General features: G+C 68.0%; 26 protein-coding genes. 12 read left to right on the top strand and 14 right to left on the bottom strand.

The window, feature by feature from the left end:
- Positions 1-8: 8 nt before the first annotated feature.
- On the top strand, positions 9-542 hold the full coding sequence (locus AVT10_RS13815; RefSeq protein WP_055757298.1) for a CarD family transcriptional regulator: 534 nt from the start codon (positions 9-11) through the stop codon (positions 540-542).
- A gap of 175 nt (positions 543-717) precedes the next feature.
- Here the strand turns inward: AVT10_RS13815 and AVT10_RS13810 are convergent, their stop codons facing one another.
- A complete protein-coding gene (locus tag AVT10_RS13810; RefSeq protein ID WP_066692556.1) occupies positions 718-1806 on the bottom strand; it encodes an alkene reductase in 1089 nt (362 codons plus the stop codon).
- A 184-nt stretch (positions 1807-1990) separates the two neighbouring features.
- Between AVT10_RS13810 and AVT10_RS13805 the strand changes: the two genes are divergently transcribed.
- Positions 1991-2776, top strand: a complete 786-nt coding sequence (locus AVT10_RS13805; RefSeq protein ID WP_232308025.1) for a DMT family transporter — start codon at positions 1991-1993, stop codon at positions 2774-2776.
- Position 2777: 1 nt separating this feature from the next.
- Here the strand turns inward: AVT10_RS13805 and AVT10_RS13800 are convergent, their stop codons facing one another.
- Entirely contained in the window at positions 2778-3968 is a 1191-nt protein-coding gene (locus AVT10_RS13800) for an amino acid aminotransferase (RefSeq protein WP_066692553.1), read from the bottom strand.
- A gap of 109 nt (positions 3969-4077) precedes the next feature.
- A complete protein-coding gene (locus AVT10_RS13795; RefSeq protein ID WP_066692551.1) occupies positions 4078-4326 on the bottom strand; it encodes a glutaredoxin domain-containing protein in 249 nt (82 codons plus the stop codon).
- A gap of 96 nt (positions 4327-4422) precedes the next feature.
- Between AVT10_RS13795 and AVT10_RS13790 the strand changes: the two genes are divergently transcribed.
- From AVT10_RS13790 to feoB, 3 genes are all read left to right on the top strand, one after another.
- Positions 4423-5109 carry a COQ9 family protein gene (locus AVT10_RS13790; protein ID WP_066692549.1) on the top strand — a complete coding sequence of 229 codons (687 nt, stop codon included), beginning with the start codon at positions 4423-4425 and terminating at the stop codon, positions 5107-5109.
- 64 nt (positions 5110-5173) lie between these two features.
- Positions 5174-5431, top strand: coding sequence for a FeoA family protein (locus tag AVT10_RS13785; protein ID WP_066692545.1), 258 nt, complete (start codon positions 5174-5176; stop codon positions 5429-5431).
- A 14-nt stretch (positions 5432-5445) separates the two neighbouring features.
- Positions 5446-7299 (top strand): ferrous iron transporter B, encoded by a 1854-nt coding sequence (gene feoB, locus AVT10_RS13780; protein ID WP_066692537.1) that lies wholly within the window; start codon positions 5446-5448, stop codon positions 7297-7299.
- 119 nt (positions 7300-7418) lie between these two features.
- Here feoB and AVT10_RS17925 read toward each other — a convergent pair whose 3' ends face one another.
- Entirely contained in the window at positions 7419-7658 is a 240-nt protein-coding gene (locus tag AVT10_RS17925; RefSeq protein ID WP_332307353.1) for a DUF4169 family protein, read from the bottom strand.
- A 37-nt stretch (positions 7659-7695) separates the two neighbouring features.
- Between AVT10_RS17925 and ssb the strand changes: the two genes are divergently transcribed.
- Positions 7696-8256, top strand: coding sequence for a single-stranded DNA-binding protein (ssb, locus tag AVT10_RS13775; RefSeq protein WP_066692532.1), 561 nt, complete (start codon positions 7696-7698; stop codon positions 8254-8256).
- A gap of 240 nt (positions 8257-8496) precedes the next feature.
- Here the strand turns inward: ssb and AVT10_RS13770 are convergent, their stop codons facing one another.
- Complete coding sequence (locus AVT10_RS13770) at positions 8497-9093, bottom strand: ankyrin repeat domain-containing protein (protein WP_066692530.1); 597 nt, start codon at positions 9091-9093, stop codon at positions 8497-8499.
- 55 nt (positions 9094-9148) lie between these two features.
- On the opposite strand from AVT10_RS13770, the gene AVT10_RS13765 reads away from it, so the two are divergent.
- The 3 genes from AVT10_RS13765 to AVT10_RS13755 are packed head-to-tail and all read left to right on the top strand — an operon-like array spanning position 9149 to position 10976.
- On the top strand, positions 9149-9757 hold the full coding sequence (locus tag AVT10_RS13765) for an SCO family protein (RefSeq protein ID WP_066692822.1): 609 nt from the start codon (positions 9149-9151) through the stop codon (positions 9755-9757).
- Positions 9745-10191 carry a YcgN family cysteine cluster protein gene (locus AVT10_RS13760; protein WP_066692527.1) on the top strand — a complete coding sequence of 149 codons (447 nt, stop codon included), beginning with the start codon at positions 9745-9747 and terminating at the stop codon, positions 10189-10191. The genes AVT10_RS13765 and AVT10_RS13760 overlap by 13 nt, the downstream gene beginning before the upstream one ends.
- Entirely contained in the window at positions 10188-10976 is a 789-nt protein-coding gene (locus tag AVT10_RS13755) for a M48 family metallopeptidase (RefSeq protein WP_066692521.1), read from the top strand. Before AVT10_RS13760 ends, AVT10_RS13755 begins: the two co-directional genes overlap by 4 nt.
- Here the strand turns inward: AVT10_RS13755 and AVT10_RS13750 are convergent.
- The 6 genes from AVT10_RS13750 to AVT10_RS13725 form a co-directional block, all read right to left on the bottom strand.
- Positions 10943-13090 carry a transglycosylase domain-containing protein gene (locus AVT10_RS13750; RefSeq protein ID WP_066692520.1) on the bottom strand — a complete coding sequence of 716 codons (2148 nt, stop codon included), beginning with the start codon at positions 13088-13090 and terminating at the stop codon, positions 10943-10945. The two genes, AVT10_RS13755 and AVT10_RS13750, sit on opposite strands and share 34 nt — an antisense overlap.
- 76 nt (positions 13091-13166) lie before the next feature.
- Entirely contained in the window at positions 13167-14282 is a 1116-nt protein-coding gene (locus AVT10_RS13745; RefSeq protein ID WP_066692519.1) for an NAD(P)/FAD-dependent oxidoreductase, read from the bottom strand.
- Positions 14261-14947 (bottom strand): methyltransferase domain-containing protein, encoded by a 687-nt coding sequence (locus AVT10_RS13740; protein ID WP_066692518.1) that lies wholly within the window; start codon positions 14945-14947, stop codon positions 14261-14263. The genes AVT10_RS13745 and AVT10_RS13740 overlap by 22 nt, the downstream gene beginning before the upstream one ends.
- The gene (locus AVT10_RS13735; RefSeq protein WP_066692516.1) at positions 14944-16023 is read right to left on the bottom strand and encodes a type III polyketide synthase; all 1080 of its coding nucleotides are present in this window, start codon (positions 16021-16023) and stop codon (positions 14944-14946) included. The genes AVT10_RS13740 and AVT10_RS13735 overlap by 4 nt, the downstream gene beginning before the upstream one ends.
- A gap of 38 nt (positions 16024-16061) precedes the next feature.
- The gene (locus AVT10_RS13730) at positions 16062-16670 is read right to left on the bottom strand and encodes a class I SAM-dependent methyltransferase (RefSeq protein WP_066692512.1); all 609 of its coding nucleotides are present in this window, start codon (positions 16668-16670) and stop codon (positions 16062-16064) included.
- A 146-nt stretch (positions 16671-16816) separates the two neighbouring features.
- Complete coding sequence (locus tag AVT10_RS13725; protein WP_066692820.1) at positions 16817-19105, bottom strand: CDC48 family AAA ATPase; 2289 nt, start codon at positions 19103-19105, stop codon at positions 16817-16819.
- A gap of 281 nt (positions 19106-19386) precedes the next feature.
- Here AVT10_RS13725 and AVT10_RS13720 point away from each other — a divergent pair, with 281 nt between their 5' ends.
- Positions 19387-20274 carry a LysR substrate-binding domain-containing protein gene (locus tag AVT10_RS13720; protein ID WP_066692508.1) on the top strand — a complete coding sequence of 296 codons (888 nt, stop codon included), beginning with the start codon at positions 19387-19389 and terminating at the stop codon, positions 20272-20274.
- A 136-nt stretch (positions 20275-20410) separates the two neighbouring features.
- On the opposite strand, the gene AVT10_RS13715 is transcribed toward AVT10_RS13720, so the two are convergent.
- On the bottom strand, positions 20411-20872 hold the full coding sequence (locus AVT10_RS13715; RefSeq protein ID WP_066692505.1) for a peptidylprolyl isomerase: 462 nt from the start codon (positions 20870-20872) through the stop codon (positions 20411-20413).
- Between the two features lie 128 nt (positions 20873-21000).
- Here AVT10_RS13715 and mgtE point away from each other — a divergent pair, with 128 nt between their 5' ends.
- Both mgtE and AVT10_RS13705 read left to right on the top strand, forming a co-directional pair.
- Complete coding sequence (gene mgtE, locus AVT10_RS13710) at positions 21001-22392, top strand: magnesium transporter (protein ID WP_066692495.1); 1392 nt, start codon at positions 21001-21003, stop codon at positions 22390-22392.
- A gap of 31 nt (positions 22393-22423) precedes the next feature.
- On the top strand, positions 22424-22822 hold the full coding sequence (locus tag AVT10_RS13705) for a DUF1489 family protein (RefSeq protein WP_066692492.1): 399 nt from the start codon (positions 22424-22426) through the stop codon (positions 22820-22822).
- 180 nt (positions 22823-23002) lie between these two features.
- Here the strand turns inward: AVT10_RS13705 and msrA are convergent, their stop codons facing one another.
- Both msrA and AVT10_RS18310 read right to left on the bottom strand, forming a co-directional pair.
- Positions 23003-23656, bottom strand: a complete 654-nt coding sequence (msrA, locus tag AVT10_RS13700; RefSeq protein WP_066692489.1) for a peptide-methionine (S)-S-oxide reductase MsrA — start codon at positions 23654-23656, stop codon at positions 23003-23005.
- Between the two features lie 61 nt (positions 23657-23717).
- On the bottom strand, positions 23718-23864 hold the full coding sequence (locus tag AVT10_RS18310) for a hypothetical protein (RefSeq protein WP_157092776.1): 147 nt from the start codon (positions 23862-23864) through the stop codon (positions 23718-23720).
- Positions 23865-23898: the final 34 nt, after the last annotated feature.

Raw genomic sequence — 23898 nt, 5'->3', positions numbered from 1 at the left:
GGTTACCAATGGCTGCCAAGGCATTGTCCTTCGATGTCGGCGATTATGTCGTGTACCCCAAGCACGGCGTCGGCCGTGTGATCGAACTCCAGCGTAGCGAAATCGCTGGCATGCAACTCGAACTCTATGTGCTCCGCTTCGAAAAGGAACGCATGACGCTGCGCGTTCCGACCAACAAGGCGGAAAGCGTCGGCATGCGCAAGCTGTCGTCGGACAAGACGATGCGCGAAGCGATGGAAACGCTGAAGGGAAAGCCCAAGGTCAAGCGGACCATGTGGTCGCGTCGCGCGCAGGAATATGAAGCGAAGATCAATTCGGGCGACCTGGTGTCGATTGCCGAAGTGGTCCGCGACCTGTTCCGTGCCGACGACCAGCCCGAGCAGAGCTATTCCGAACGCCAGATCTTCGAAGCCGCGGCTAGCCGTCTGGCGCGCGAACTGGCGGCGATGGAGCAGGTCGACGAGCCGAAGGCGCTGGAGCGGATCATCGAAATCCTGCGGGATGCTGCGGCGATCTATAACAAGGAAAAGACCGCCGCCTGATCGGCGCGCGATCCGAACCGAACGAAAAAGGGCGGCCGGCAACGGTCGCCCTTTTTCGTTGGTGATGGCGGGGGCCACCGGGACGGTCGATCCGCTCGACCCTCCAGACGATCCGCACCAGCGATGCTACGGAGCTACGCCGCGCTGCCGGACGCCGGACAGCGCGGCGGCGGCGTCAGGCCGGTTCGCGCTCCAGCGTCGGATAGTCGATATAGCCTTCCGGCCCGTGCGAATACCACGTCGCCATGTCGTCCTTGTTGAGCGGCGCGTCGCGCTCCAACCGGGCCGGCAGGTCGGGATTGGCGAGGAACGGACGGCCAAAGGCGATGGCATCGGCGATCCCGCTATCGAGTTCGGCCTGCGCCCGCGCGCCATCATAATCCTGGTTCAGCACCAGCGGGCCGGCAAAGACCTTGCGGATTTCGGGCGAGACGCGCGGCTGGGTCGCGCTGCCGAAGGTGCCGTCGGGGCCAGGTTCGCGCAGTTCGAGGAAGGCGATACCCTTGTCCGACAGCAGCTTTGCGGCAGGCACGAACACCGACACCGGATCGCTGTCAACCACACCCTGCGTGTCGCCATTGGGCGAGAAGCGGACCGCGGTCCGGCCGGCGCCGACCTCGGCGATCAGCCGGTCGACGACTTCGCCGAGCAGGCGGATGCGATTTTCCGGGCTGCCGCCATAGGCGTCGTCGCGATGGTTGGCCCCGTCGCGCAGGAACTGGTCGATCAGATAGCCATTGGCGGCGTGCAGCTGGACGCCGTCGAACCCCGCCGCCTTGGCATTGCGCGCCGCACGCGAATAATCGTCGAGCACGCGCGCGATATCGTCCAGCGTTGCAGAGCGCGCCTGTTCATAGGGTTTCTTGCCGTCATAGGTATGCGCCTTGCCCGGCGCCGTGGTCGCCGAGGAGGACAGGGGTGCGGCACCGTCCAGGAAATCGGGATGGACCACCCGGCCCATGTGCCACAACTGGGTCACGATGCGGCCGCCGGCGGCATGGACGGCGTCGGTGATCGGCTTCCACGCCTCGACCTGTTCGTCGGTCCACAGCCCCGGCGCGAACGGCCAGCCCAGCCCTTCGCGACTGATCCCGGTGCCTTCGGAAATCAGCAGGCCGGCGGACGCGCGCTGGGCATAATAGTCGGCCATGATCGCGGTCGGCACATGCTCACGCGTGCCGCGGCCCCGGGTCAGCGGCGCCATCAGCACCCGGTTCGGCGCCTGGATATCGCCCAACGCGATAGGATCGAAGAGACTGGGCATAAACGAAAACTCCCGAAAGCTGCACAAAGGCAGGCGACGTCGCACAGATAGGGCGGTAGGGGGCGGCATGCAGCCGGCCCCGCCTGAAACAAATGCTATGTCGCCCCCAAGAACGCCGAGCGGCGCGATTGTTGCCGTGGTCTGCGCGAACATCGCCCTCGCATTCGGCCCTTGGTTCGTACGCATGGCCGATACCGGACCAGTGGCGGCGGCGTTCTGGCGGATCGCGCTGGCATTGCCGGTGCTGCTGGCGATGGCGGGATGGAGCGACCGCCGGGCATTGCTGCCGACGCGCGCGCTGCTGGTGCCGTTGCTGATCGGCGGGGTGGCCTTCGCGATCGATCTGGGGTCGTGGCATATCGGCATTCGCCGCACGACCATGGCCAATGCCACGCTGTTCGGGAATTGCGCGGTACTGATCTTTCCGATCTACGGCTTCATCGCGATGCGGCGCTGGCCGACCCGGGCGCAGGGGCTGGCGCTGCTGCTGGCGGCGGTCGGGGGCCTGTTGCTGCTGGGCCGGTCGGCGGAATTGTCGTCGCGCCATCTGGCCGGCGATCTGTTCTGCCTGCTCGCCGGGGTGCTTTACGCGGTCTATTTCATCGTGATGCGCGGCGTGCGGCGGACGATGGCGCCGCTGCCCGCGCTGGCGCTGTCGAGTGTCGCCAGCGTGCTGCCGTTGCTGGCGTTCGCACTGGCGCTGGGCGAGCCGATCATGCCGCAGCACTGGACCCCGCTGATCGCGCTGGCGCTGATCAGCCAGATCGCAGGGCAGGGGCTGATGATCTACGCGCTGGGCCATCTCAGCCCGCTGGTCGTCGGCCTCGCCCTGCTGGTGCAGCCGGTGGTCGGCGCGACGATCGGCTGGCTGGCCTATGGCGAGCGGCTGGGGCCGATGGATGCGGTCGGCGCAGTGCTGGTGGCGGCGGCGCTGGTGATCGTCAGCGCACGCCGCTCAGCCGACAGATAGCTCAGGCGATTCCGGCACGACCCAGGTCGACCAACGCCTCGCCGAATCGGGCGATGTCGCCGGGGGCAAAGCCGGCGATGTTGATCCGGCCCGATCCCGCCATGTAGATGCCGTGGGTCGCGCGCAGCCATTCGATCTGCGCCGGGGTCAGCGGCAGCGTCGCGAACATGCCCTTGCCCTGCGCCAGTGGGGCGAGATCGACCGACCCCACCTGTCCCAGCGCCGCCAGCTCGCCGCGCAGCCCCTGCAACCGGGTACGCAGCGCATCCAGTTCGCCGCGCCAGTCGGCGGCGAGCTGCTCATTTTCCAATACGATCCGCACCGCTGCCGCACCATGGTCGGGCGGCATCGACCAGTTGGCGCGGGCCAGCGCCAGCAGGTTCGACAGCACGATGTCGCGCGCTTGCGGCTCGGGCGTGGTCGCCCACAGCGCGCCGGTGCGTTCGCGGTACAGCCCGAAATTCTTGTCGCACGAATAGGCGACGACCGCGAACGGCACCGCGTCCAGCACCATGCGCGTGCCGGCGGCATCGGCCTCCATGCCGTCGCCCAGCCCCTGATAGGCAAGGTCGATGAACGGCACGAGCCGGCTGTCCGCGACCGCATCGGCGATCGCGCGCCATTCCTCCGCCGTCGGATCGATCCCGGTCGGATTGTGGCAGCAACCGTGCAGCAGGATCGCGTCGCCCGCCTCCGCCTGCCCGATTGCCGCGCGAAGTGCGGGCAGGTCGATACGTTGCGCGCCCATGTCGAACATCGCGTGCGGCACCACGACGATGCCGGCGGCGGCAAAGACCGGAGCGTGGTTGGCCCAGCTCGGCTGGCCGACCAGGATGCGGCGCACCCCGGCCTTGGCCAGCAGCTCGGCGCCCAGCCGCAGCGCGCCGGTGCCGCCCGGCGTCTGCAATCCGCAGCGGCGCTCCGCCGGGAAACCCCGTCCGAACACCAGCGGTTCGAGCAGCGCCACGAACCCCTTGTCGCCCTCCGGCCCCAGATAGGCCTTGCTGTCCTGCGTCGCGATCAGGCGCATTTCGGCCTGCTTCACCGCCTGCATCACCGGGGTATGGCCGTGATCGTCGCGGAACACGCCGACGCCCAGGTCGATCTTGTGCGCTCGGGGGTCGGCACGGAACGCCCCGATCAGGCGAAGCAGCGAGTCGGCGGGCTGGGCGACCAGCGAACGGAACGGCATGAAAACTCCCGAAGACGGCGTGGATGCCGCCTATAGGCCGATCGAATGCCTAAGCGGCAGGGGTAAAATCCCATCTCCGGGCAAGGAATGCGCCGCCGTGGCGCGTCGATCACATGTCGGCGAGATAGCGTTCCACATCGTCGCTGCCGCCGATGCGCTGGCCATCGATGAACACTTGCGGGGTGGTGTCGACGCCGTGCTTCGCCTTGAACGCGTCGACTTCCTCGCGGCTGCGCAGGATGCGGTCGTCGACGGTGAAGCCGGCCGATTGCAGCAGCTGCTTGGCCTTTACCCCGAACGGGCAGATGTGGTCGGGCAGGACCATGCGATACAGCGTCGCTTCGCGGGTGTCGGCCATGACGGTTCCTTCTGATGCATGTACGTCGCCATAGCGTGTCGGATGCGCACGGGTTCCGCCGTTGCCGTTTCGCCCTGCGCGTCCTAGCTAAGGTCCATGACCGAAGACGCGATCGCACCGCTGGCACCTGCCGACCTGACGCTCGACGAACTGCGCGCCGCGCTCGCGCCGCTGGTCGCGGCCAATGCCGCGTTCGACGGGTGGAGCGACAAGGCGGTTGAGGCGGCGGCGCGGACCTTCGGCGCCGATGCCGATGTTGCCCGGCTGGCCTATGGCGGCAGCGCGGTCGAGATGATCGATGCCTGGTTCGGCGAGATCGACCGCCGCATGATGGAAGCGGTCAGCGCCGACGCTCTGGCTGCGATGAAGATTCGCGAAAGGATCACGGCGCTGGTCGAGGCGCGGCTGGCGGCGGTCGCGGGCGAGCGGGAAGCGCTGCGCCGTGCGCTGGCGATCCTCGCCATGCCGCGAAATGTCGCGCGCGCGACGAAGCTCGGCTGGCGGACGGTCGACCTGATGTGGCGCTTGGCCGGCGACAAGGCGACCGATTACAACCATTATACCAAGCGGGCGATGCTGGGCGCGGTCTATGGCGCGACGATCGCGGTGTTCCTCGACGACGAAAGCGGCGGCCATGCCGATACCCGCGCGTTCCTGGCGCGGCGGATCGACGGGATCATGCGGTTCGAGAAGATGAAGGGCCGCATCCTGTCGTCGCGCGATCCCGAACGGCGGTTGAGTCTGTCGCGCTTCATCGGGCGGCTGCGCTACCCGGCGGTCTAAACGCCTGCCGCGACGGGCGAAGAATCCGCTTCCCTTGGCGGCTGCTTATTGCTAATCAGTCGCAATGTTGTCGCCCAACCTGCCTCTTTCCCAGCTGCCCCGCACCTGCGGGGCAACGGTCGCATCGGTCGATTGGGAGGGCATGTCGCCGGCGGAGGCGCGACGCCTGCGCGAATTCGGCCTCGACGAAGGGGTCGATATCGAACTGCTCCATCGTGCGATGCTGGCGGGCGGGCCGCTGGCCTGTCGGATCGGACGGATGACGGTGGCGCTGCGCGCGCATGTCGCTGGCGCGATCCGCGTCGCACCGCTGGCGGGCTGAACGGCACCTCTCACGTGAACCCTGCACCTCTGGTCGCGCTGGTCGGCAATCCCAATGCCGGCAAGACGGCGCTGTTCAACGCGCTAACCGGCGCGCGGCAGAAGGTCGGCAATTATCCCGGCGTCACCGTGGAGCGCCATTCGGGGCGCCTTGCCTTGGACGACGGACGCCCGATCGAACTGGTCGACCTTCCGGGCACCTACAGCCTCGATCCCTCCAGCCCCGACGAAGCGGTCACCCGCGACGTGGTGCTGGGGCGGCAGGCGGGCGAGCGGGTGCCCGACGCGCTGATCGTCGTCGCCGACGCCACCAATCTCGACAATCATCTGCGCTTCGTCCTCCAGCTGAAATCGCTGGGGCGGCCGATGGTGCTGGCGCTCAACATGATCGACATGGCGACGCGCGACGGGTTGAAGATCGACCTCGCCGCGCTGTCCGCCGAACTCGGCCTGCCGGTGGTCGCGACCGTCGCGGTGCGCAAGCGCGGGCTGGACGAACTGCGTGCGGCGCTGGCCGGCATCCTCGCGTCGGCACCGCGCACCGCGCCGGTCGAGTCGGTCGATGCCGATATCCGCCATTTTCAGCGCGAGGCACGTCGCATCTCGCGCGCCGCGACCGCCGAACAGCCGCGGATGCGCGCCGTCACGCGGGGCATTGACCGCGTCGCGCTGCATCCGGTGGTCGGCCCGATCCTGCTGCTCGCCATCCTGTTCGTCATGTTCCAGGCGGTGTTCAGCTGGTCCGAAGCACCGATCGGCTGGATCGAGGGGTTGCAGGGCTGGCTGGCCGATACCGCCGTCGCCAACCTGCCCGACAATTTCCTGCGTTCGCTGCTGGTCGAAGGGATCATCAACGGTGTCGGATCGGTGGTGGTGTTCCTGCCGCAGATCCTGATCCTGTTCGTGTTCATCCTGCTGCTCGAAGCATCGGGCTATATGGTGCGCGCCGCGTTCCTGATGGACCGGTTGATGAGCGGGGTCGGCCTGTCCGGCCGCGCGTTCATCCCGCTGCTGTCGTCCTTCGCCTGCGCCATTCCCGGCATCATGGCGACGCGGTCGATCGATGATCCGAAGGAGCGGCTGACCACGATCCTGATCGCGCCGCTGATGACCTGTTCGGCGCGCCTGCCGGTCTATGCGGTGATCATCGGCGCGTTCATCCCGGCGCGGCAGGTACTGCCGGGGGTGGGCCTGCAAGGGTTGGTGCTGCTGGTGCTGTACCTGACCGGCATCCTGGGCGCCGTGATCGCCGCGTTCGTGCTGCGCCGGACCGCGACCAAGGGGGTAGGCGGCGGCTTCCTGATGGAGATGCCGCGCTATCAGCTGCCTTCGATCCGCGACATCGCCATCGGCCTGTGGCAGCGCGCCTATGTCTTCCTGCGCCGCGCGGGCACGATCATCCTGCAGGTGACCGTCGCGCTGTGGCTGCTCACATCCTATCCGGTTGCGCCGGCGGGCGTGAAGCAGTCGGAATATTCGATCGCCGGGCGGATCGCATCGGGGCTGGAGGTCGTGCTGCGGCCGATCGGCTTCAACCATGAAATGTCGCTGGCGGTGATCCCGGCGATGGCGGCGCGCGAAGTCGCGGTGTCGGCGCTGCAGACCGTCTATGCGATCGACGCGGCGGACGAGGAACAGGGCGCGCAGGAACTGGGCGGGCGGCTGGCCGGGCGCTGGAGCCTCGCCACCGCGCTCGCCTTCCTCGCGTGGTTCGTGTTCGCGCCGCAATGCCTGTCGACCATCGCGGTCGCGCGGCGCGAGACCAATGGCTGGAAATGGCCTTTGGTGATGATCGGCTATCTCTTCGCGCTGGCCTATATCGCGGCGGGTGCGACCTATTGGACGGCGGTCGCCTTCGGGCTGGGGTAGGGCTTCGTCACTCCCGCGAAGGCGGGAGTCCATACACGCTCAGGTAGCGCCGGTATCAGGACCGTCAGCGGCACGGGATTCCCGCCTTCGCGGGAATGACGAGCGTTGCCCGACCGCCGCTAGTCGTCCAGCTTCGCCCCATCGAGCAATGCCTTCCGCCGCGCCTCCTCGCTTTCCTCGACCGCCTTCTCCGCCTTGGTCCGGCCGAACTTGCGGCGGTTGGCGTCCGCCTCCTGCGCCCTGGCGACCTTGTCGCGGCCTTTACGGAACCGGTTGAGGTTGATGACGTCGCCCATCGCGGTACGATGAACCGTGCCCCCCGCTTCGGCAAGTACTGGCGTCGCGCAGCCCGGTGGCATAGGAAGCCGGGCTATACTTTTCTCGGAGAACTGCGCCATGGCCGGCAGCGTCAATAAAGTCATCCTCGTGGGCAATCTGGGCCGCGACCCGGAATCGCGGTCGTTCCAGAATGGCGGCAAGGTCGTGAACCTGCGCATCGCGACGTCGGAATCGTGGAAGGACCGCAATTCGGGCGAGCGCAAGGAAAAGACCGAATGGCATTCGGTCGCGATCTTCAACGAAGGGCTGGCCAACGTCGCCGAGCGTTTCCTGCGCAAGGGCTCGAAGGTCTATATCGAAGGCCAGCTCCAGACGCGGAAGTGGCAGGACCAGAACGGCCAGGACAAGTACAGCACCGAAATCGTGCTGCAGGGCTTCAACAGCGTGCTGACGATGCTCGACGGTCCCGGCGGCGGCCAGGGCGGCGGCGGTGGCAACCGCGGCGGTGGCGACTTCGGTGGCGGCGATGACTTCGGCGGCGGTTCGGGCGGCGGCTATGGCGGCGGCGGATCGCGCGGCGGCGGCAGCGGCGGCGGGTTCAATTCCGGCGGCAACAAGGGCGGCAATTTCGGCGGCGGCGGCTTCGGCGACGATCTGGACGACGACGTACCGTTCTGATCGCGGACAGCGGTACGACGAGAGCGGCCCGCCATTATTTTCGTCACCCCGGACCTGTTCCGGGGTCCACGGCGCGGCCAAGCGGTGCGGATCGAGCCTCTATCCATAGCGTTCGCGGCGTGGTGGACCCCGGAACAGGTCCGGGGTGACGATAGGCGCGTGAATGTCGATCCACTTGGCCTCAGCGGCGGTGTCGGGCGACGCGACCCTGTGGATAACTCTGTCGACGAGCCGGCGAACTCACATGCGAGGACCGGCGACCGCCGCCTTGGGCTTGGCTGCCGGTGCTTCCTCGATCACCTTCAGCAGCGCCGGGGTCCGCGTGTCGCGCTTGGCATAGTCGCGCGCCGACATGCCGGCGATGACGTCGGCCTGGTCGGGGTTGGCACCGGCGGCGATCAGCGTGCGCACCATGTCGAGGTTGCGCAGCTGTACCGCGCGGATCAGCGGGGTTTCGCCGCTGCTGTTGCCGAGATTCAGGTTCGCCTTCCGCGCCGCCAGCGCGTTGATCGCCTCGACCGACCCCGATTCCACCGCCAGCAGCGCGGGCGTGTTGCCGCGATTGTCCTGCAGGTTCGGGTTCGCGCCCTTCGCCAGCAGGAAGCGCAGATAGGTCAGGTTGCCGCTCTTCGCGACGATGTGCAGCGCGCCTTCGCCGGTGGTGCGGTCCTTGGTGTTGATGATCGTCTGTCCGGGCTGCCCCAGAATGTCGTTCACCTTGTTCCCGTCCTCGTCGCGGATCGCCTTCAGGAAGACATAGCCCGGCGACATCTGCTGCGCGTGCGCGGCGGCGGGCAGCATCAGCGCGGCGGCGAGGGCGAGGCGGATGGCGGACATGGGAACAGGCTCCACTGGGACGTTACGCGACTTGCAAGCCGTCGCCTATCAGATCATGGCTGGCAACACCATGAACAGCATCCTGCGTACCGTGATTCCGGCGCTCGCGCTGGCCCTTGCCGCCTGTGGAGGCGCGCCCGAACCGGCCGCCACCCCGCCGCTGGCCGGCGCGCGGATCGGCGGGCCGTTCGTGCTGACCGATTCCACGGGCAAGGTCGTGCGCGATACCGATTTCGCCGGCAAGTGGCGGATCATGTATTTCGGTTACACCTATTGCCCCGATGTCTGCCCGGTCGATGTGCAGAATATCGCGGCGGGCGTGAAGGCGTTCGAGAGCGAGGAGCCGGAATTGGGCGCGAAGGTCGTGCCGATCTTCGTGACGGTCGATCCCGAACGCGACAGGCCTGCGGTGGTCGGCAAGTTCGTCTCCGCCTTCCACCCGCGCATGGTCGGGCTGACCGGCAGTGCGCAGGCGATCGCCGATGCCGCGCGCGCCTATGGCGTGACCTATGCCAAGCAGCAGTCGCCCGGCGCCACCGAATATCTGATGGACCATAGCCGCACCGCGATCCTGATGGACCCCAAAGGCCAGCCGGTCGCGCTGCTGCCGCAGGACGAAGGCGGCGATGCGGTCGCCGCCGAACTGAAGAAATGGGTCCGGTGAGCAGCGGACGCTTCTGGGAAGACCTGCCGCTGGCGGCACTCGACCGGGCGCAGTGGGAGGCGCTGTGCGACGGCTGCGGCAAATGCTGCCTACACAAGCTGGAGGACGAGGATACGGGCGAGATCCATGCGACCAACGTCGCGTGCAAGCTGCTCGACCGCCGCATGGGCCAGTGCAGCGACTATCGCCACCGCCATGCATATGTTCCCGAATGCGTGAGACTGAACGCCCGCAATGTCGGCGACATCGAATGGCTGCCCTCCACCTGCGCCTATCGGTTGCGCAATGAAGGGAAGCCCTTGCCCGACTGGCATTATCTCAACAGCGGGGACCGGGAGAGCGTCCATGCCGCCGGCCAGTCGACGCGCGGCTGGACCGTGTCGGAGAATGACGTCGGCGACCTCGAACATCACCTGACCGACCGGACGCTGTGATCGACGGGGTCGAGGTCGTCCGCCACCCCCGCGCGCGGGTCGCGCGGCTGTCGGCCGATCCGGCCACCGGGCGGGTGCGCCTGACCGTGCCGAAGCGGATGGCGCTGGCCAAGGCGGTCGCCTGGGCGGGGGAGAAGGCCGACTGGATCGCGGCGCAGCGCGCGAAACTGCCGCAGGGGCGCCCGTTCGTCGATGGCGCGGTGGTGCCGGTGGCGGATCGCGCGGTGCGGCTGTTGTGGCGGGAAGGGGCGTCGCGGACGGTTGCGCTTACTCCCGCCGCCGACCGTACCCCCGCGAAGGCGGGGGTCCAGAGCCAAGCAGTGCGACCGTCAGCGATCGACGCCCTGGATCCCCGCCTGCGCGGGGATACGGAAGCCGATGGGGAACTCACCTGCGGCGGCCCGTCCGACCAATTCCCGACCCGCATCGAACGCTGGCTGAAACGCGAAGCGCTGCGCCTCCTCACCGAAGACACCGCCCATTACGCCGCAAAAGCCGGCGTCACCGTCGCCAAAGTCGCGATCGGCGATCCCAAGGCGCGTTGGGGCAGTTGCAGCGGCGACGGCACGATCCGCTACAGCTGGCGGCTGTTGCTCGCCCCCGGCTTCGTCCGTCGGGCTACCGTCGCGCATGAGGTCGCCCACCGTGTCCACATGCACCACGGCCCCGATTTTCACGCGCTGGTCGACGCGCTGTTCGAGGGTAACCCGAACGATGCCCGCCGCTGGCTGCGCACGCACGGTGCGGGGCTTCACTGGTACGGACGGGCGTCCTCGTCCGGGTAACGGTCGGCCGGCGGAGGCTGGCGACGGTCCGGTGCCGGACGGCGCGGCGGTGGCGGCTGGTCGCCGCGCGGGTTCCTGCCCAGCGCCCGGTCGATCCATTCCTGGTCAAGTTGTTCGTCGGGTACGCGCTGCTGCGGCGGCAACGGTGCGTTGCCATCTTCGACCGGCGGATCGGGCTGGGTTGCGCCCGGCTGCTCGACCGGATTGCCGTCGGGATCGACATAGACCCGGTCGTCCGGCGCACCATAATAGCTCTCGGCGTCCGGCTCCTCCTGCCATTCGGGCAGCGTCACCTTGGTATTGAACTCCTCGACCGGGCGGCTGGCCACCGCCTGCCGCATGAACGCGGCAAAGGCGCGGGCAGGGGCGGTGCCGCCCTGCAGCCCGGCGACCGCCTTCGCATCGTCGCGACCCATCCATACGCCGGTGGTGATGCCCGACGAGAATCCCATGAACCAGCCGTCCTTGTACGACGTGGTCGTGCCGGTCTTGCCCGCCACCGGGCGCCCGATCTGCGCCGCGCGGCCGGTGCCGGTGTTGACCGCGGTCTGGAGCAGGTCGGTCATCTGCTGCGCGACATAGGGGGCGACGAGGACGCGGGAGCTGTCGACCTGGTGTTGGTAAATCAGTTGCCCGTTGGCGGTGACGCGGGTGATGCCATAGGGCACCACCGCCGTGCCCCCGCTCGCGACCGACGCATAGGCGCGGGTCAGGTCGATCAGCCGCACGTCCGACGTGCCCAGCACCATCGCCGGCTGGGTATTGATCGGCGTGGTGATGCCGAATCGGCGCGCCATGTCGGCGACGGTCGCGAAGCCGACCTCCTGCCCCAGCCGCGCCGACACGGTGTTGAGCGAATAGGCGAAGGCGGTGCGCAGCGACACCTGTCCGCTGAACCGGCGCGAGGCGTTGCGTGGGGTCCAGCCGTCGATGGTGATCGGCGCGTCGTTGACCTGGCTGTCGGGGTTCATGCCGGCTTCCAGCGCGGCCAGATAGACGAACAGCTTCCACGCCGACCCCGGCTGGCGCGTCGCCTGCGTCGCGCGGTTGTAGATCGAGGACACGTAATCCTTGCCGCCGACCATCGCCCTGACCGCGCCGTCGCGATCGAGCGCGACCAGCGCGCCCTGCACCCCGGCGGGCGCATTGGCGCGGATCGCGGTATCGGCGCTCTTCTGCATCGACGGGTCGAGCGTGGTCCACACGTCGAGCGGCGCCTCGGTCTCGTCGATCAGCGTTTCGAGCTGCGGCAGCGCCCAGTCGGTGAAATAGCGCACGCTGTTCTGCTGCGGCTCGGGCGCCAGCTTGATCGCCTCGGGATTGGCGTCCATCGCCTCGCTGGCGGTGATCGCGCCGGTTTCCTGCATCAGCTTCAGCACGACGCCCGCGCGCCCGACGGCGGCTTCGGCATCGGCGGTCGGCGAATAGCGCGACGGCGCCTTGACCAATCCGGCGATCACCGCCGCCTCCGACAGCGACAGGTTGGTGGCCGGGTGGTTGAAGAAGCGCCGCGATGCCGCGTCGATCCCGTACGCCCCGCCGCCGAAATAGACCTTGTTCAGATAGAGTTCGAGAATCTGGTTCTTGGTGAACTTGCGCTCCAGCGCCAGCGCGAGGATGATCTCGCGGAACTTGCGCCCGACCGTATAGCTGTTCGACAGGAAGATGGTGCGCGCGACCTGTTGCGTGATGGTCGACGCGCCCTGCAACCGGCGGCCGGTGCCGCGATTCTCGATCGCGAACTTGGTGATGCGCGCCAGCGCCACCGGATCGACGCCCCAGTGCGAGCGGAAGCGGCGATCCTCGACCGACACCATCGCCTCGCGCATCGGTACCGGAATCTGCGAGTAGGGGATCCACTCGCCATAGCTCGGCCCCAAAGACACCAGGATCGACCCGTCCGCCGCACGCACCCGGATCATCTGGCCGTTGGGCGAGGATTTGAGCTGATTGAAGCTCGGCAGGTTCGATTTGGCGTTATAGACCGCCACGACCAGCGCGATCGCCCCAAAGATGGCGAGGCCGAAGCCGATCCCCAGCACCCAGCGCAGGATGCGCCACCAGCGGGACGGGGCGGCGGACCGCTTCTGCGGGCTTTGGGGAGAACGTGCCATCTGGATGCGCCGGATACCGCGCCCGCCCCCGGCGGCACAAGCCCCGGGCGCTCAGGCGCATTGGGAATGGCGCGCGCTACTGACGACTTGCTGAACGGGTGCTGACGGAATCGATCCGGGTCCAGCGCGCCGCCGCGCCGACCAGCCCCGGTATCCGCCCGCCGTTGAGCAGCAACGCATGAGTGGGTGGCTGTTCGGCCAGCGTCCGCAGCAATCGGGCAAGCGCGATCGGTCGGTGCAGCCGTCGGCGCAGCGCATGCTGGAACCCGTGCGCGCCGTCCGGTCCGCAACGCTGCCAATGCGCCGCAGCGCGAATGGCGCTGGCGATGGCGATGCCCATGCCTTCCCCGGCTAGCGACGGGATTACCCCGGCCTGGTCACCCAGTCGATAGACGCCGGGCATGGTGCCGCGTGCCCGCCAGCCGTAAGGGACGTTGGCAATGGCATCGATCGCGGGCGTGCCGCCCAGATGCGCGAGTCGCTCCCCCAGCGCCGGCAGTTCGTCCGCCAGAACCCGCAACAGTCCGGGCAGGTCGCCCGCGCCGCGCAGCCGCGACCGGCGCACCGCCATGCACAGGTTCGCGCTGCCATCCTCCTGTAGCACCAGCCCGGCATAGCCCCCGGCAAAGGCGTGCAGCTCGATCGCGTCGCCGACCAGCCGGGTCAGCGCCGGATGCTGCGCGAGCCGGACCCGCACCCCCATCACCGGATCGTCACCGACCACCGCATCGCGCATCGTCCCACGCAGATCGTGCTTGCCGGTCGCGAGGAACAGCGTCTCGCCCGTCACCGCTGCGCCATCGCCGGTATGCAGTGTCGTGCCCTCGGCCGAGCGGATCGTGACGCCGCGTTCGACGCCCGCACCGGCATCCCGTGCCGCCGCCAGCAGCAGCGCGTCGAGGCGCAGGCGCGACAGGCCGATGGCGGGGGCGGGCAGGGGCGATTCGGCGCGGCCCCTACCGGCGAACAGCACCACGCGGCGCACCGCATGCCCGCCCAGCATCGCCGGATCGATCCCGACGCTCGCCAGCGATTCGAGCGTCCGCCACGACAGGAACCCGCCGCACAGCGCATCCTGCGGCTCGCGCGACCGTTCCAGCACCAGCGGCGTCGTACCGCCCTTCGCGAGCAGCAGCGCGGCGATCGACCCGGCCGGGCCGCCGCCGGCGATCAGCGCCGGCGTTCGACGCATAGCCGGAACGGAAAGCGCCGCCGGACCACCGCACCCTCGACCCCTGCCTCGGCAAGGATCGGGAGCCATTCGGCGGGGCGATAGGATCGCGCGATCGACAGCGTGCCATCGGCGCGGACGATCGGGTGCCAACGCATCAGCGTCGCCAGCATTGGATAGCCGCGATGGGCGAAGCGATGGCGGTGCAGGTCGTTGACGAACCAGCCGCGCGCCGCCTCGCCCTCCATGAACGCCAGGAACGCGACCAGCTGCGCATGGGTCATGTGATGCGCGACGAGGCTGGACACGATCACGTCCCAGCCTTCGCCCGCCAGATCGGCATAGTCGCCGGTGCGATAGGCGATCGGCAGGGCAGGGGGCGTATCGGCACGGGCGATCGCTTCGCTGCGGGGGTTCAGGTCGATACCGACCAGTTCCGCCGCCACGCCGCGTTTCGCCGCCCAGCGGGCGATGCGACGCAGCATGTCGCCATCGCCATAACCGACATCGAGCAGCTTCAGCCGCTCGCCCGGCCGCACGACGCTGTCGAGGAACGCCAGCGTCGGCCGCGCCGCCATGGTGACCGTGTTGACCCGCGCCAGATCGCGCAGCACCGCCGCATAGGAGTCGGCGCTGAGGGCAGGATCGTCCATCGCCTCTTCGGCGTGCGCGCGCGGAAAGCTCATGCCGCGCTCCGAAAGCCGAAGCCTTCGGCGGCAAGGCCGGGACCGAAGGCCAGCGCGATGCCGTTCGCCACCGGCGTTCCGTCCAGCATCGCCGCCAGCACGAACATCAACGTCGCCGACGACATATTGCCATGGGCAGCCAGAACGCCACGCGACGCCGCCAGGGCTTGCGGAGACAGCGATAGGCTGCGCTCCACCGCGTCGAGGATCGACCGCCCGCCGGCATGGACCGCCCAGCCATCGACCTGCGACAGCGCCCGGCCCCCGGTTGCGGCGGCGGCGAAGTCGGGGTCGGTCAGCGCCTGCGCGATCCGGCCCGGCACCTCGCCTGACAAATGCATCGCAAAGCCGGCATCGGTGATGTCCCAGCGGATCAGCGCCGCCGAATCGGGCAGGGTCGCGGCAAAGGGGGTCTCGATCGCAAAGCCGCCCTCGTCCGCCGTCACCAGCGCGGCGGCGGCGCCGTCGCCGAATTGCAGCATCGCCAGCAGCGGCTCCAGCGTGGTCGCCGGTTGCAGGTGCAGCGTCGACAATTCGACCGTGACGACCAGCACGCGCGCTTCCGGTTGCGACCGGACGATGTGGCGGGCGCTGCGCAGCGCGGCGACGGCGGCATAGCAGCCCATGAACCCGACCAGCAGCCGTTCGACCCGCGGCGACAGGCCGATGCGCGCGGCGATGATCTGATCGATGCCGGGCGCGACGAAGCCGGTGCAGCTCGCCACGACCAGATGGGTGATCCCGTCCAGTGCCACGCGATCGCCCAGCCCCTCGATCGCGGCGATCGCCAGCGTGGGCGCGGCATCGGCATAGATCGTCATCCGCGCGGCGGTGCCGGGCATGGCGTCGGCATAGAAGCCGCCGGGCGCCACCGGCGACCCGCCATCGACCCCGATCGGCAGCACCGACCAGCGATGGCCGATCCCGGCGCGCTCGACCATGCGGTCGAACAGTTTCGCCTCGCGATCGGGCAGGCGACGTCGCGCCCAGCCGATAAAGGCGTCGTGGATATCGTGCGAGGGGGTTGCCGTCGCGACGGCGTTGAGCCAGGCGGCGGGCGCAGGGGCGGGGGTCATCCTGCGCTCAACGCGCGGGGAGCCGATCTGCTACCCGATCAATCCTTCCACGCCCACCACAATTGGGCGGGGGGCATGTTCCACCATTCCATGTCGTGATCGATGCGCGCGAACTGCCGGTCGAGAAAGTCGCGCACGCGCGGGTTGAATTGATAGACGAGGAACGCGCCGCCCGGCCGCAATACCGCCTGCGTCGCCGCGGCGATCGTGTCGCCGACACCCGGCGGCAGCGTGGAAAAGGGCAGGCCCGACAGGACGTAATCGGCATGGGGATGGCCATGCTCCGCCACGATCCGCTCCACATCCGCCGCCGAGCCGTGCACGGCGGAAAAGCGCGAATCGAGGATCGTCGCGTTCAGATAATCGATAAAATCGGGGTTGGTATCGATCACGATGAGCTGTGCATCGGGGGCGAGCCGTTCGAGGATCGGGCGGCAAAAGGTGCCGACGCCCGGTCCATATTCCACCACGACCTTGGCACTGGCCCAGTCGATCGGGGCCAGCATCTTGCGGATCAGCTTGTTCGACGACGGGATGACCGACCCGACCATCACCGGATGCTTCACAAATCCGCGCAGGAAGATGCCGGCTGGCGATGGGACACCGCGCGGCTTCCGTCGGGTCGCGGCGTTTGAACTCGTCGTCATGCAAATCCTCGAACGGATGGCGCATAGGGCCATGGTCACGGCGTCGTCGCAAAAGCGCAACGAACTTGCAAGCGGATCGGTTTCGTCGTGCGACGAATGTCCGACGCAGGACGACAGGGACCGGTCGTGCCGGTCCCCGCTTTCCCTCATCCCTTGGGCCCGCGCCCCTCGACCATGCCGGGCGCGATGAAGCCGATCGGCTGGATCGCCACCGCATCCTGTTTCAGCCGGGCGGACATGGCGCGATATTCCTCCTCCATCGCCACCGTCACCGACGCGCGCGAGTCCGCCAGCGCTGCCTCGAAATGCGCCATCGTCACTTCGCGCGTGTCGAGCGAGGCACGCAGCGCGACGAGGCCGGCGCGTCGCACCACGTCCTCCAGATCGGCACCGGTAAAGCGTTCGGTCCGCGCGGCGATGGCGTCGAGGTCGACATCGGCCGCCAGCGGCATCTTCTGCGTCTGGATGCCGAGGATACGGGCGCGTCCCGCCCGGTCGGGCACGCCGACATAGATCAGCTCGTCGAACCGGCCGGGGCGCAACAGCGCGGGATCGACCATGTTCGGCCGGTTGGTCGCGCCGATCACCACCACCGATTGCAACTCCTCCAGTCCGTCCATCTCCGCCAGGATCGTGTTCACCACCCGTTCGGTCACCTGCGGCTCGCCGAGACCACCGCCGCGCGCGGGCACCAGCGAATCGAGTTCGTCGATGAAGATGACCGTCGGGGCCACCTGCCGCGCGCGGGCGAACAGGCGGGCGATCTGCTGCTCGCTCTCGCCATACCATTTGGACAGCAGGTCGCTCGACTTGGTGGCGATGAAGTTCGCCTCCGCCTCGCGTGCGACCGCCTTCGCCAGCAGCGTCTTGCCGGTGCCCGGCGGGCCGTAGAGCAGGAACCCCTTGGCCGGGCGGATGCCGAGGCGGCGGAACGAGTCGGGCGATTTGAGCGGCAGTTCGACGCCTTCCTTCAGCCGCATCTGCGCATCGTCCAGCCCGCCGACATCGTCCCAGCGGACGGTCGGCGCCTGCACCATCACCTCGCGCATGGCGCTGGGCTGCACACGCTTCAACGCCTCGACGAAATCGTCACGGGTGACCGACAGGCTGTCGAGCACGTCCTGCGGGATGGTGCCGGCCGACAGGTCGATGCGCGGCATGATCCGCCGCACCGAATCGATCGCCGCCTCGCGGGTCAGCGCCGCCAGATCGGCGCCGACAAAGCCGTAGGTGGTGCGTGACAGCTCGCCCAGATCGACATTGTCGTCGAGCGGCATGCCGCGGGTATGGATGCCGAGGATCTCGCGCCGTCCGCGCTCGTCGGGAACGCCGACGACGATCTCGCGGTCGAACCGGCCCGGACGGCGCAGCGCCTCGTCGATCGCTTCGGGCCGGTTGGTCGCAGCGATGACGACGATGTTGGCGCGCGATTCGAGCCCGTCCATCAGCGTCAGCAGCTGGGCGACCAGCCGCTTTTCGGCCTCGCCCGATACCTGGCCGCGCTTGGGGGCGATCGAATCGATCTCGTCGATGAACACGATCGAGGGCGATGCCTTGGTCGCCTCCTCGAACACCTCGCGCAGCCGCTTTTCCGATTCGCCATAGGCCGATCCCATGATCTCGGGACCGTTGATCAGGAAGAATTCGGCGTCCGATTCGTTGGCGACCGCGCGGGCGAGGCGGGTCTTGCCGGTGCCGGGCGGGCCGTGCAGCAACACGCCCTTGGGCGGATCGACGCCAAGGCGCTGGAACAGTTCGGGATAGCGCAAGGGGAGTTCGACCATCTCGCGCAGCTGGTCGATCGTCTGGCCCATGCCGCCGATATCGTCATAGGTGACGTCGGCACGCCGCGTCTCGCGCGGTTCCTCATATTCCGACCGCAGCTCGATCTCGGTCGATTCGTCGATATGGACGACGCCCTTGGGCGTGGCCGAGACGACGGCCAAGCGGATTTCCTGCAGCGAAAACGCTGGGGCATTCACATAACGGCGGACATTGGGCGACAGATTGTCGACCCGCTGGTGGCCGGTGGTGGCGACGATATCGCCTTGGCACAAAGGCCGCCCGAAAAAGGTGCGCTTGAGCGCGTTGGCCGACCCTTGCAGCCGCAGATTCTGTTGGGCGGGCGCGAAGACCACCCGGCTGGCCGGGCGCGACTCGGCCTTGCGCACCTCGACCTGATCGCCCGAGCCCACGCCGGCATTGGCGCGCTGCAACCCGTCGATGCGGACGATATCGAGGCCTTCGTCCTCGGGATAGGGGGCGATGGCGCGTGCGGGGGTCGTCTTTTTGCCGACGATCTCGACGACGTCGCCTTCGTTGACACCGAGCAGCGCCATGACCGAGCGGGGGAGATGGGCGATGCCGCGCCCGCTATCCTCGGGCCGGGCATTCGCCACCTGTAGCCGCCGTCCGCCTGTTTCGCTGTCCGCCATCAACTTTCCGTCCTGCATGAAGGCACAAGGAACGGCGGATATGGGCGGTGGGTTGCCGGCAACAAGGCGAAAAAAAAGGCCGATCGAAACGACCGGCCGGAAAGTTTTTAGGAGAGGATGCCTGAAAGGCACGCCCTACGTGCGGTGCGGCGTCTTTTTGTGCAAGTGCGAACAAATCAATTCGCATTGCATAAAATGCAACACCATCCCTCCGTATCGTTGTAAGTGACACGCTTGCGGTGCAGCGTGTACCGCACCGCAACCAATTTTCAGGGTATCGGATGCGTCGCCTTCCTCCTCTCACCGCGATCGAAGCGTTCGTGCATGTCGCGCGCCTCGGCTCGGTCAAGCTTGCCGCCGACGAACTGGCGCTGTCCTCGCCCGCGCTCAGCCGCCGGGTGCAGGCGCTCGAACGCTTCATCGGCAAGCCGCTGTTCGAACGCCGGCACCAGGCGCTGCGGCTGAACGACGATGGCGAGCGGCTGCTGGCGCTGCTCTCGGGCGCGCTCGACACGCTGTCGGACGCGGTGGAGCAGATGTCGGGCGCGGTGGAGGTGCTGCGCCTGCGGCTGGGCGTCCTGCCGCTGTTCGCGATCCAGCGGCTGATGCCGCGCATGGGCGATCTGCACGACCAGCATCCCGAACTGCATCTCGATTTCGACACCGCGCATCACGGGCTTGGCCGGCTGGGCGAGGGGATCGACGTCGCGATCGTGCTCGATCATGCGATCGACCCGGCATTCTATGCGCGGCGACTCGACCGCAACCGGATCTACGCGATCGCCGGGCGGGCGTTGATCGATCGCACGCCGATTACCGATCCGTCACAACTGGCGCAGCACACCGCGCTGATCCACCGCGACATGCCCGACACCTTCGCCAACTGGATGCACGCGGCCGGCGTGCCGGACGTGGAGCCGGTGGCGATCGACCGGTTCGATTCGGGCACGTTGATGCTGGAGGCCGCCGCACAGGGGCTGGGCGTCGCCTTCATGCTGGAATCGCATTTCGAAACCGCGCGCGACGACCGGCTGGTGCCACTGTTCGATATGGCGGTCGATTCGACCTACAGCCATTGGTTCGTGTGCCGCCCGCGCATGTTACAGCAACGGCCGGTGAAGCTGTTTCACGACTGGCTGGTCAAGGCGCTGGACGCGCCGGCGGAGTAGGGGGGGGGAACACCCGTCATTCCGGCGAAGGCCGGAATCCATTGTGTCGGATGTTGTCGATGGTTCGCAACCGTCCCCCCATCCATGGATCCCGGCCTGCGCCGGGATGACGGATGGGGGGGGCGGCGGAAGGCGTCTACGCTTCCGAGCGCGCGGTCACGATCTTGCCCGGGTTGCGCGGCGGCTCGCCCTTGGGCAGCGCATCGACGGCGTCCATGCCGCTCTCGACCACGCCCCACACCGTGTACTGGCGGTCGAGGAAGGTCGCATCGTCGAGGCAGATGAAGAACTGGCTGTTGGCCGAGTTCGGGTCCATCGTCCGCGCCATCGAACATACGCCGCGGACATGCGGTTCGGCGTTGAATTCCTGCTTGAGGTTCGGTTCCTTCGACCCGCCGGTGCCGTCACCGCGACCACCGTCGCCGCCCTGCGCCATGAAGCCGTCGATCACCCGGTGGAACGGCACGCCGTCATAAAAGCCCGAATCGGCCAGCTTGACGATTTGCGCGACATGGTTGGGCGCGAGGTCGGGGCGCAGCTTGATGCGGACTTCGCCGGTATCGAGCGTCATCACGAGCGTGCTGGGGGTATCGGCCATTGAAAGCTCCTTGAAAGTCGGGGTCTAGCTAGGGGTTCGAACGGCTAAGGACAACCGCACAGGCGTTGGCACGGCGGTGCAGCATGGCTACAGCGGGAACCGACTGCGCCAGAAGGAGGGTTGCGACCATGACCGAACTCGACCTTCCCGATACGACCAGCGAACTGGACGAGGACGACCGGCTGAAGCCCGAATTCGTCCGTGCCGTGTGCGAGGCGGTCGACCGCGGCGATGACGAGGCCGCGCGCGAGCTGGTCGAACCGCTACACCCCGCCGACCTCGCCGACCTGTTCGAACTGGTGCCCGGCGAACAGCGCGCCGCGCTGGCCGCCGCCATCGCCGAACGGCTGAACGGCGATGTGCTGGCGGAGATGAACGACTGGGTCCGCGACGCGGTGATCGAGGCACTGACCGCGACCCAGGTCGCCGATCTCGCCGCCCAGCTCGACACCGACGACGCCGTCGCGATCATCGAGGACCTCGACGATGCCGAACAGCGCGCGGTGCTGCGCGCGCTCGACCCTGACGACCGTGCCGCGATCGAGGAGGCGCTGTCCTACCCCGAGGAATCCGCCGGCCGCCTGATGCAGCGCGAGCTGGTCGCGGTGCCCGAACACTGGACCGTCGGCGACGCGCTCGACTATCTGCGTGCCGACGATGTGCTGACGACCGATTTCTGGGAAATCTTCGTGGTCGATCCGGCGCACAAGCCGGTCGGTACCTGCCAGCTGTCGTGGATTCTCCGCACCCCGCGCTCGGTCGCGATCGGCGACGTCATGGCGCGCGAACAGACGCTGATCCCGGTCGACATGGACCAGGAAGAGGTCGCGCTGCGCTTTCAGAAATATGCGCTGATCTCCGCCGCCGTGGTCGATGGCGGCGGGCGGCTGGTCGGGATGATCACCGTCGACGACGTGGTCCACATCATCCAGGCCGAAGCGGGCGAGGACGCGCTGCTGCTGTCGGGGGCCGGCGAAGGCGACATCAACGAACCGATCCGCGATTCGTACAAGGCGCGCGTGCGCTGGCTCATCACCAACCTCATCACCGCGCTGTTGCCGGCGACGATCATCGGCGCGTTCGGCGCGACGATCGATAAGATGGTGACGCTGGCCGCGCTGATGCCGATCGTCGCCGGCCTCGGCGGGAATGCCGGTACGCAGACCATGGCGGTCACCGTCCGCGCGCTTGCCACCAACCAGCTGACCCAGTCGAACACGGTGCGCGCGATCCGGCGCGAGATGATCATCGCGCTGATGAACGGTGCGACCGTCGCCGCGCTGATCGGTACCGGCGTGACCCTGTGGTTCGGCAATCCGCAGCTGGGGGCGGTGATCGGCAGCGCGATGCTGCTGAACGTCGTTATCGCCGGGTTCGCGGGCGTGTTCGTGCCGCTGACGCTCGACCGGTTCAACGCCGACCCGGCGGTCGCGTCGTCGATCTTCGTCACCATGACCACCGATTCGATGGGGTTCCTGGTTTTCCTGGGGCTTGCGACCGTCAGCGGACTGACTGGTTGAGGCGGACGCCGGCACTTCCCATCTGGGGCGCGTGCCGCTCCATCTGACCAAAGTCGCCTTCGCTATCGAATCGGTCGAACAACTCGCCGACCGGCTGGCGACGCGCCATGCCGAGGGCGGGTTCCTGACCACCCGCTACCTGCCCAAACGCGCCGCCGAGATCGAAGGCGGATCGCTGTTCTGGATCCTGAAGCACCGCCTCGTCGCGCGCTCGCCGATCCTTGGCTTCGGTGAGGCGGAGGGCGGGCGGGTCGCGATCCATCTCGGACCCAAGCTGGTGCTGGTGGAGGCCCGGCCGAAGCGCGCGCATCAGGGCTGGCGCTATCTCGAGGAGGCCGACGCGCCCGCCGATCTGGGCGGGGAGGGCAGCGGCGCGGACGAACTGCCGCCGCGGCTGATCGGCGAGCTGATGGCGTTGGGATTGTTGTAGAAAAGTGGTTCGCGCGGAGGCGCGGAGGCGCGGAGGAGGTTGCGGCTTTCCTGCCGTTCCGCGTCAGCGGAACCCTTCATCCCCGTGGCAGCTATTCAGAAAACAGATCGCTGCGCGATCGGGTTGCAGCAAACGCAACCTCCTCCGCGTCTCCGCGCCTCCGCGCGAACCCCTATTCTTCTACCCGACCAGCCCCGGATAGGCCGCCTTCGCTGCGGCCACCTTCGGCCGGTCCCATCGCATGATGTACGGATGCGACGGGTTCCGCCGGGCGAAATCCTGATGATAGGCCTCGGCGGGATAGAAGGCGCCGGTTTCGACCTTCGTCGCGATCGGCTTCGGAAACGCCTTCGCCCGCGTCAGCTGCGCGATGTAGCGCCGCGCGGTCAGCGCCTGCGACGGGTTTTGCGGGAAGATGGCGGAGCGATAGCTCGGCCCCGAATCGGGGTACTGCCCGTTCACCTGCGTCGGATCGTGCGCGACCGAGAAATAGAGCCGCAGCAGCGTGCCATAGCTGACGACGCGCGGGTCGTAGGTGATGCGAATCGCCTCGGCATGGCCGGTACGCTCGGTCGATACCTGGTCGTAGGTGGCGGTCTGGCGCGTGCCGCCGGCATAGCCGCTGACGACCGATTTGACGCCCTTCACCCGTTCGAACACCGCCTCCATCCCCCAGAAGCAGCCGCCGGCGAGTACCGCGGTGGCAAGGCCCGGGGTCGGCGGCACGTCGCTGACGACGGTGGGGATCGGAACCGCGCGTTCGGCAGTCGCCGGCGGGATAGACAGGGCGCCCACGCCGATGGCGGCGATGGCGACGGGCAGCAGAAACTTCATGGCAAAGGTTCCTCGGGCGGACCGGGAACCAAGATGGGGTGCGCAACCGCGCACCGCCAGATCAACCGATGCGTTCGACCACCGCCGGTGCGGCACGGACCGACTTCGCGTCGCTGCGATCGGCCACCTGCACCGCGACCAGCGCGACGGCACCCAGCGCGAAGCCGCTGATGAAATGGCGAAGGAATCCGGTGCGCTTGGCGGTCATCTGTCTCATCCTCTTGCCCGGCCGCTCCCCCGTA

Source organism: Sphingomonas hankookensis (genome assembly GCF_001619955.1).
In the GTDB taxonomy this organism is placed as follows: domain Bacteria; phylum Pseudomonadota; class Alphaproteobacteria; order Sphingomonadales; family Sphingomonadaceae; genus Sphingomonas; species Sphingomonas hankookensis_A.
Note: the sequence above shows the minus strand (reverse complement) of the source record. Positions and strands in the feature narration are given on the sequence as shown.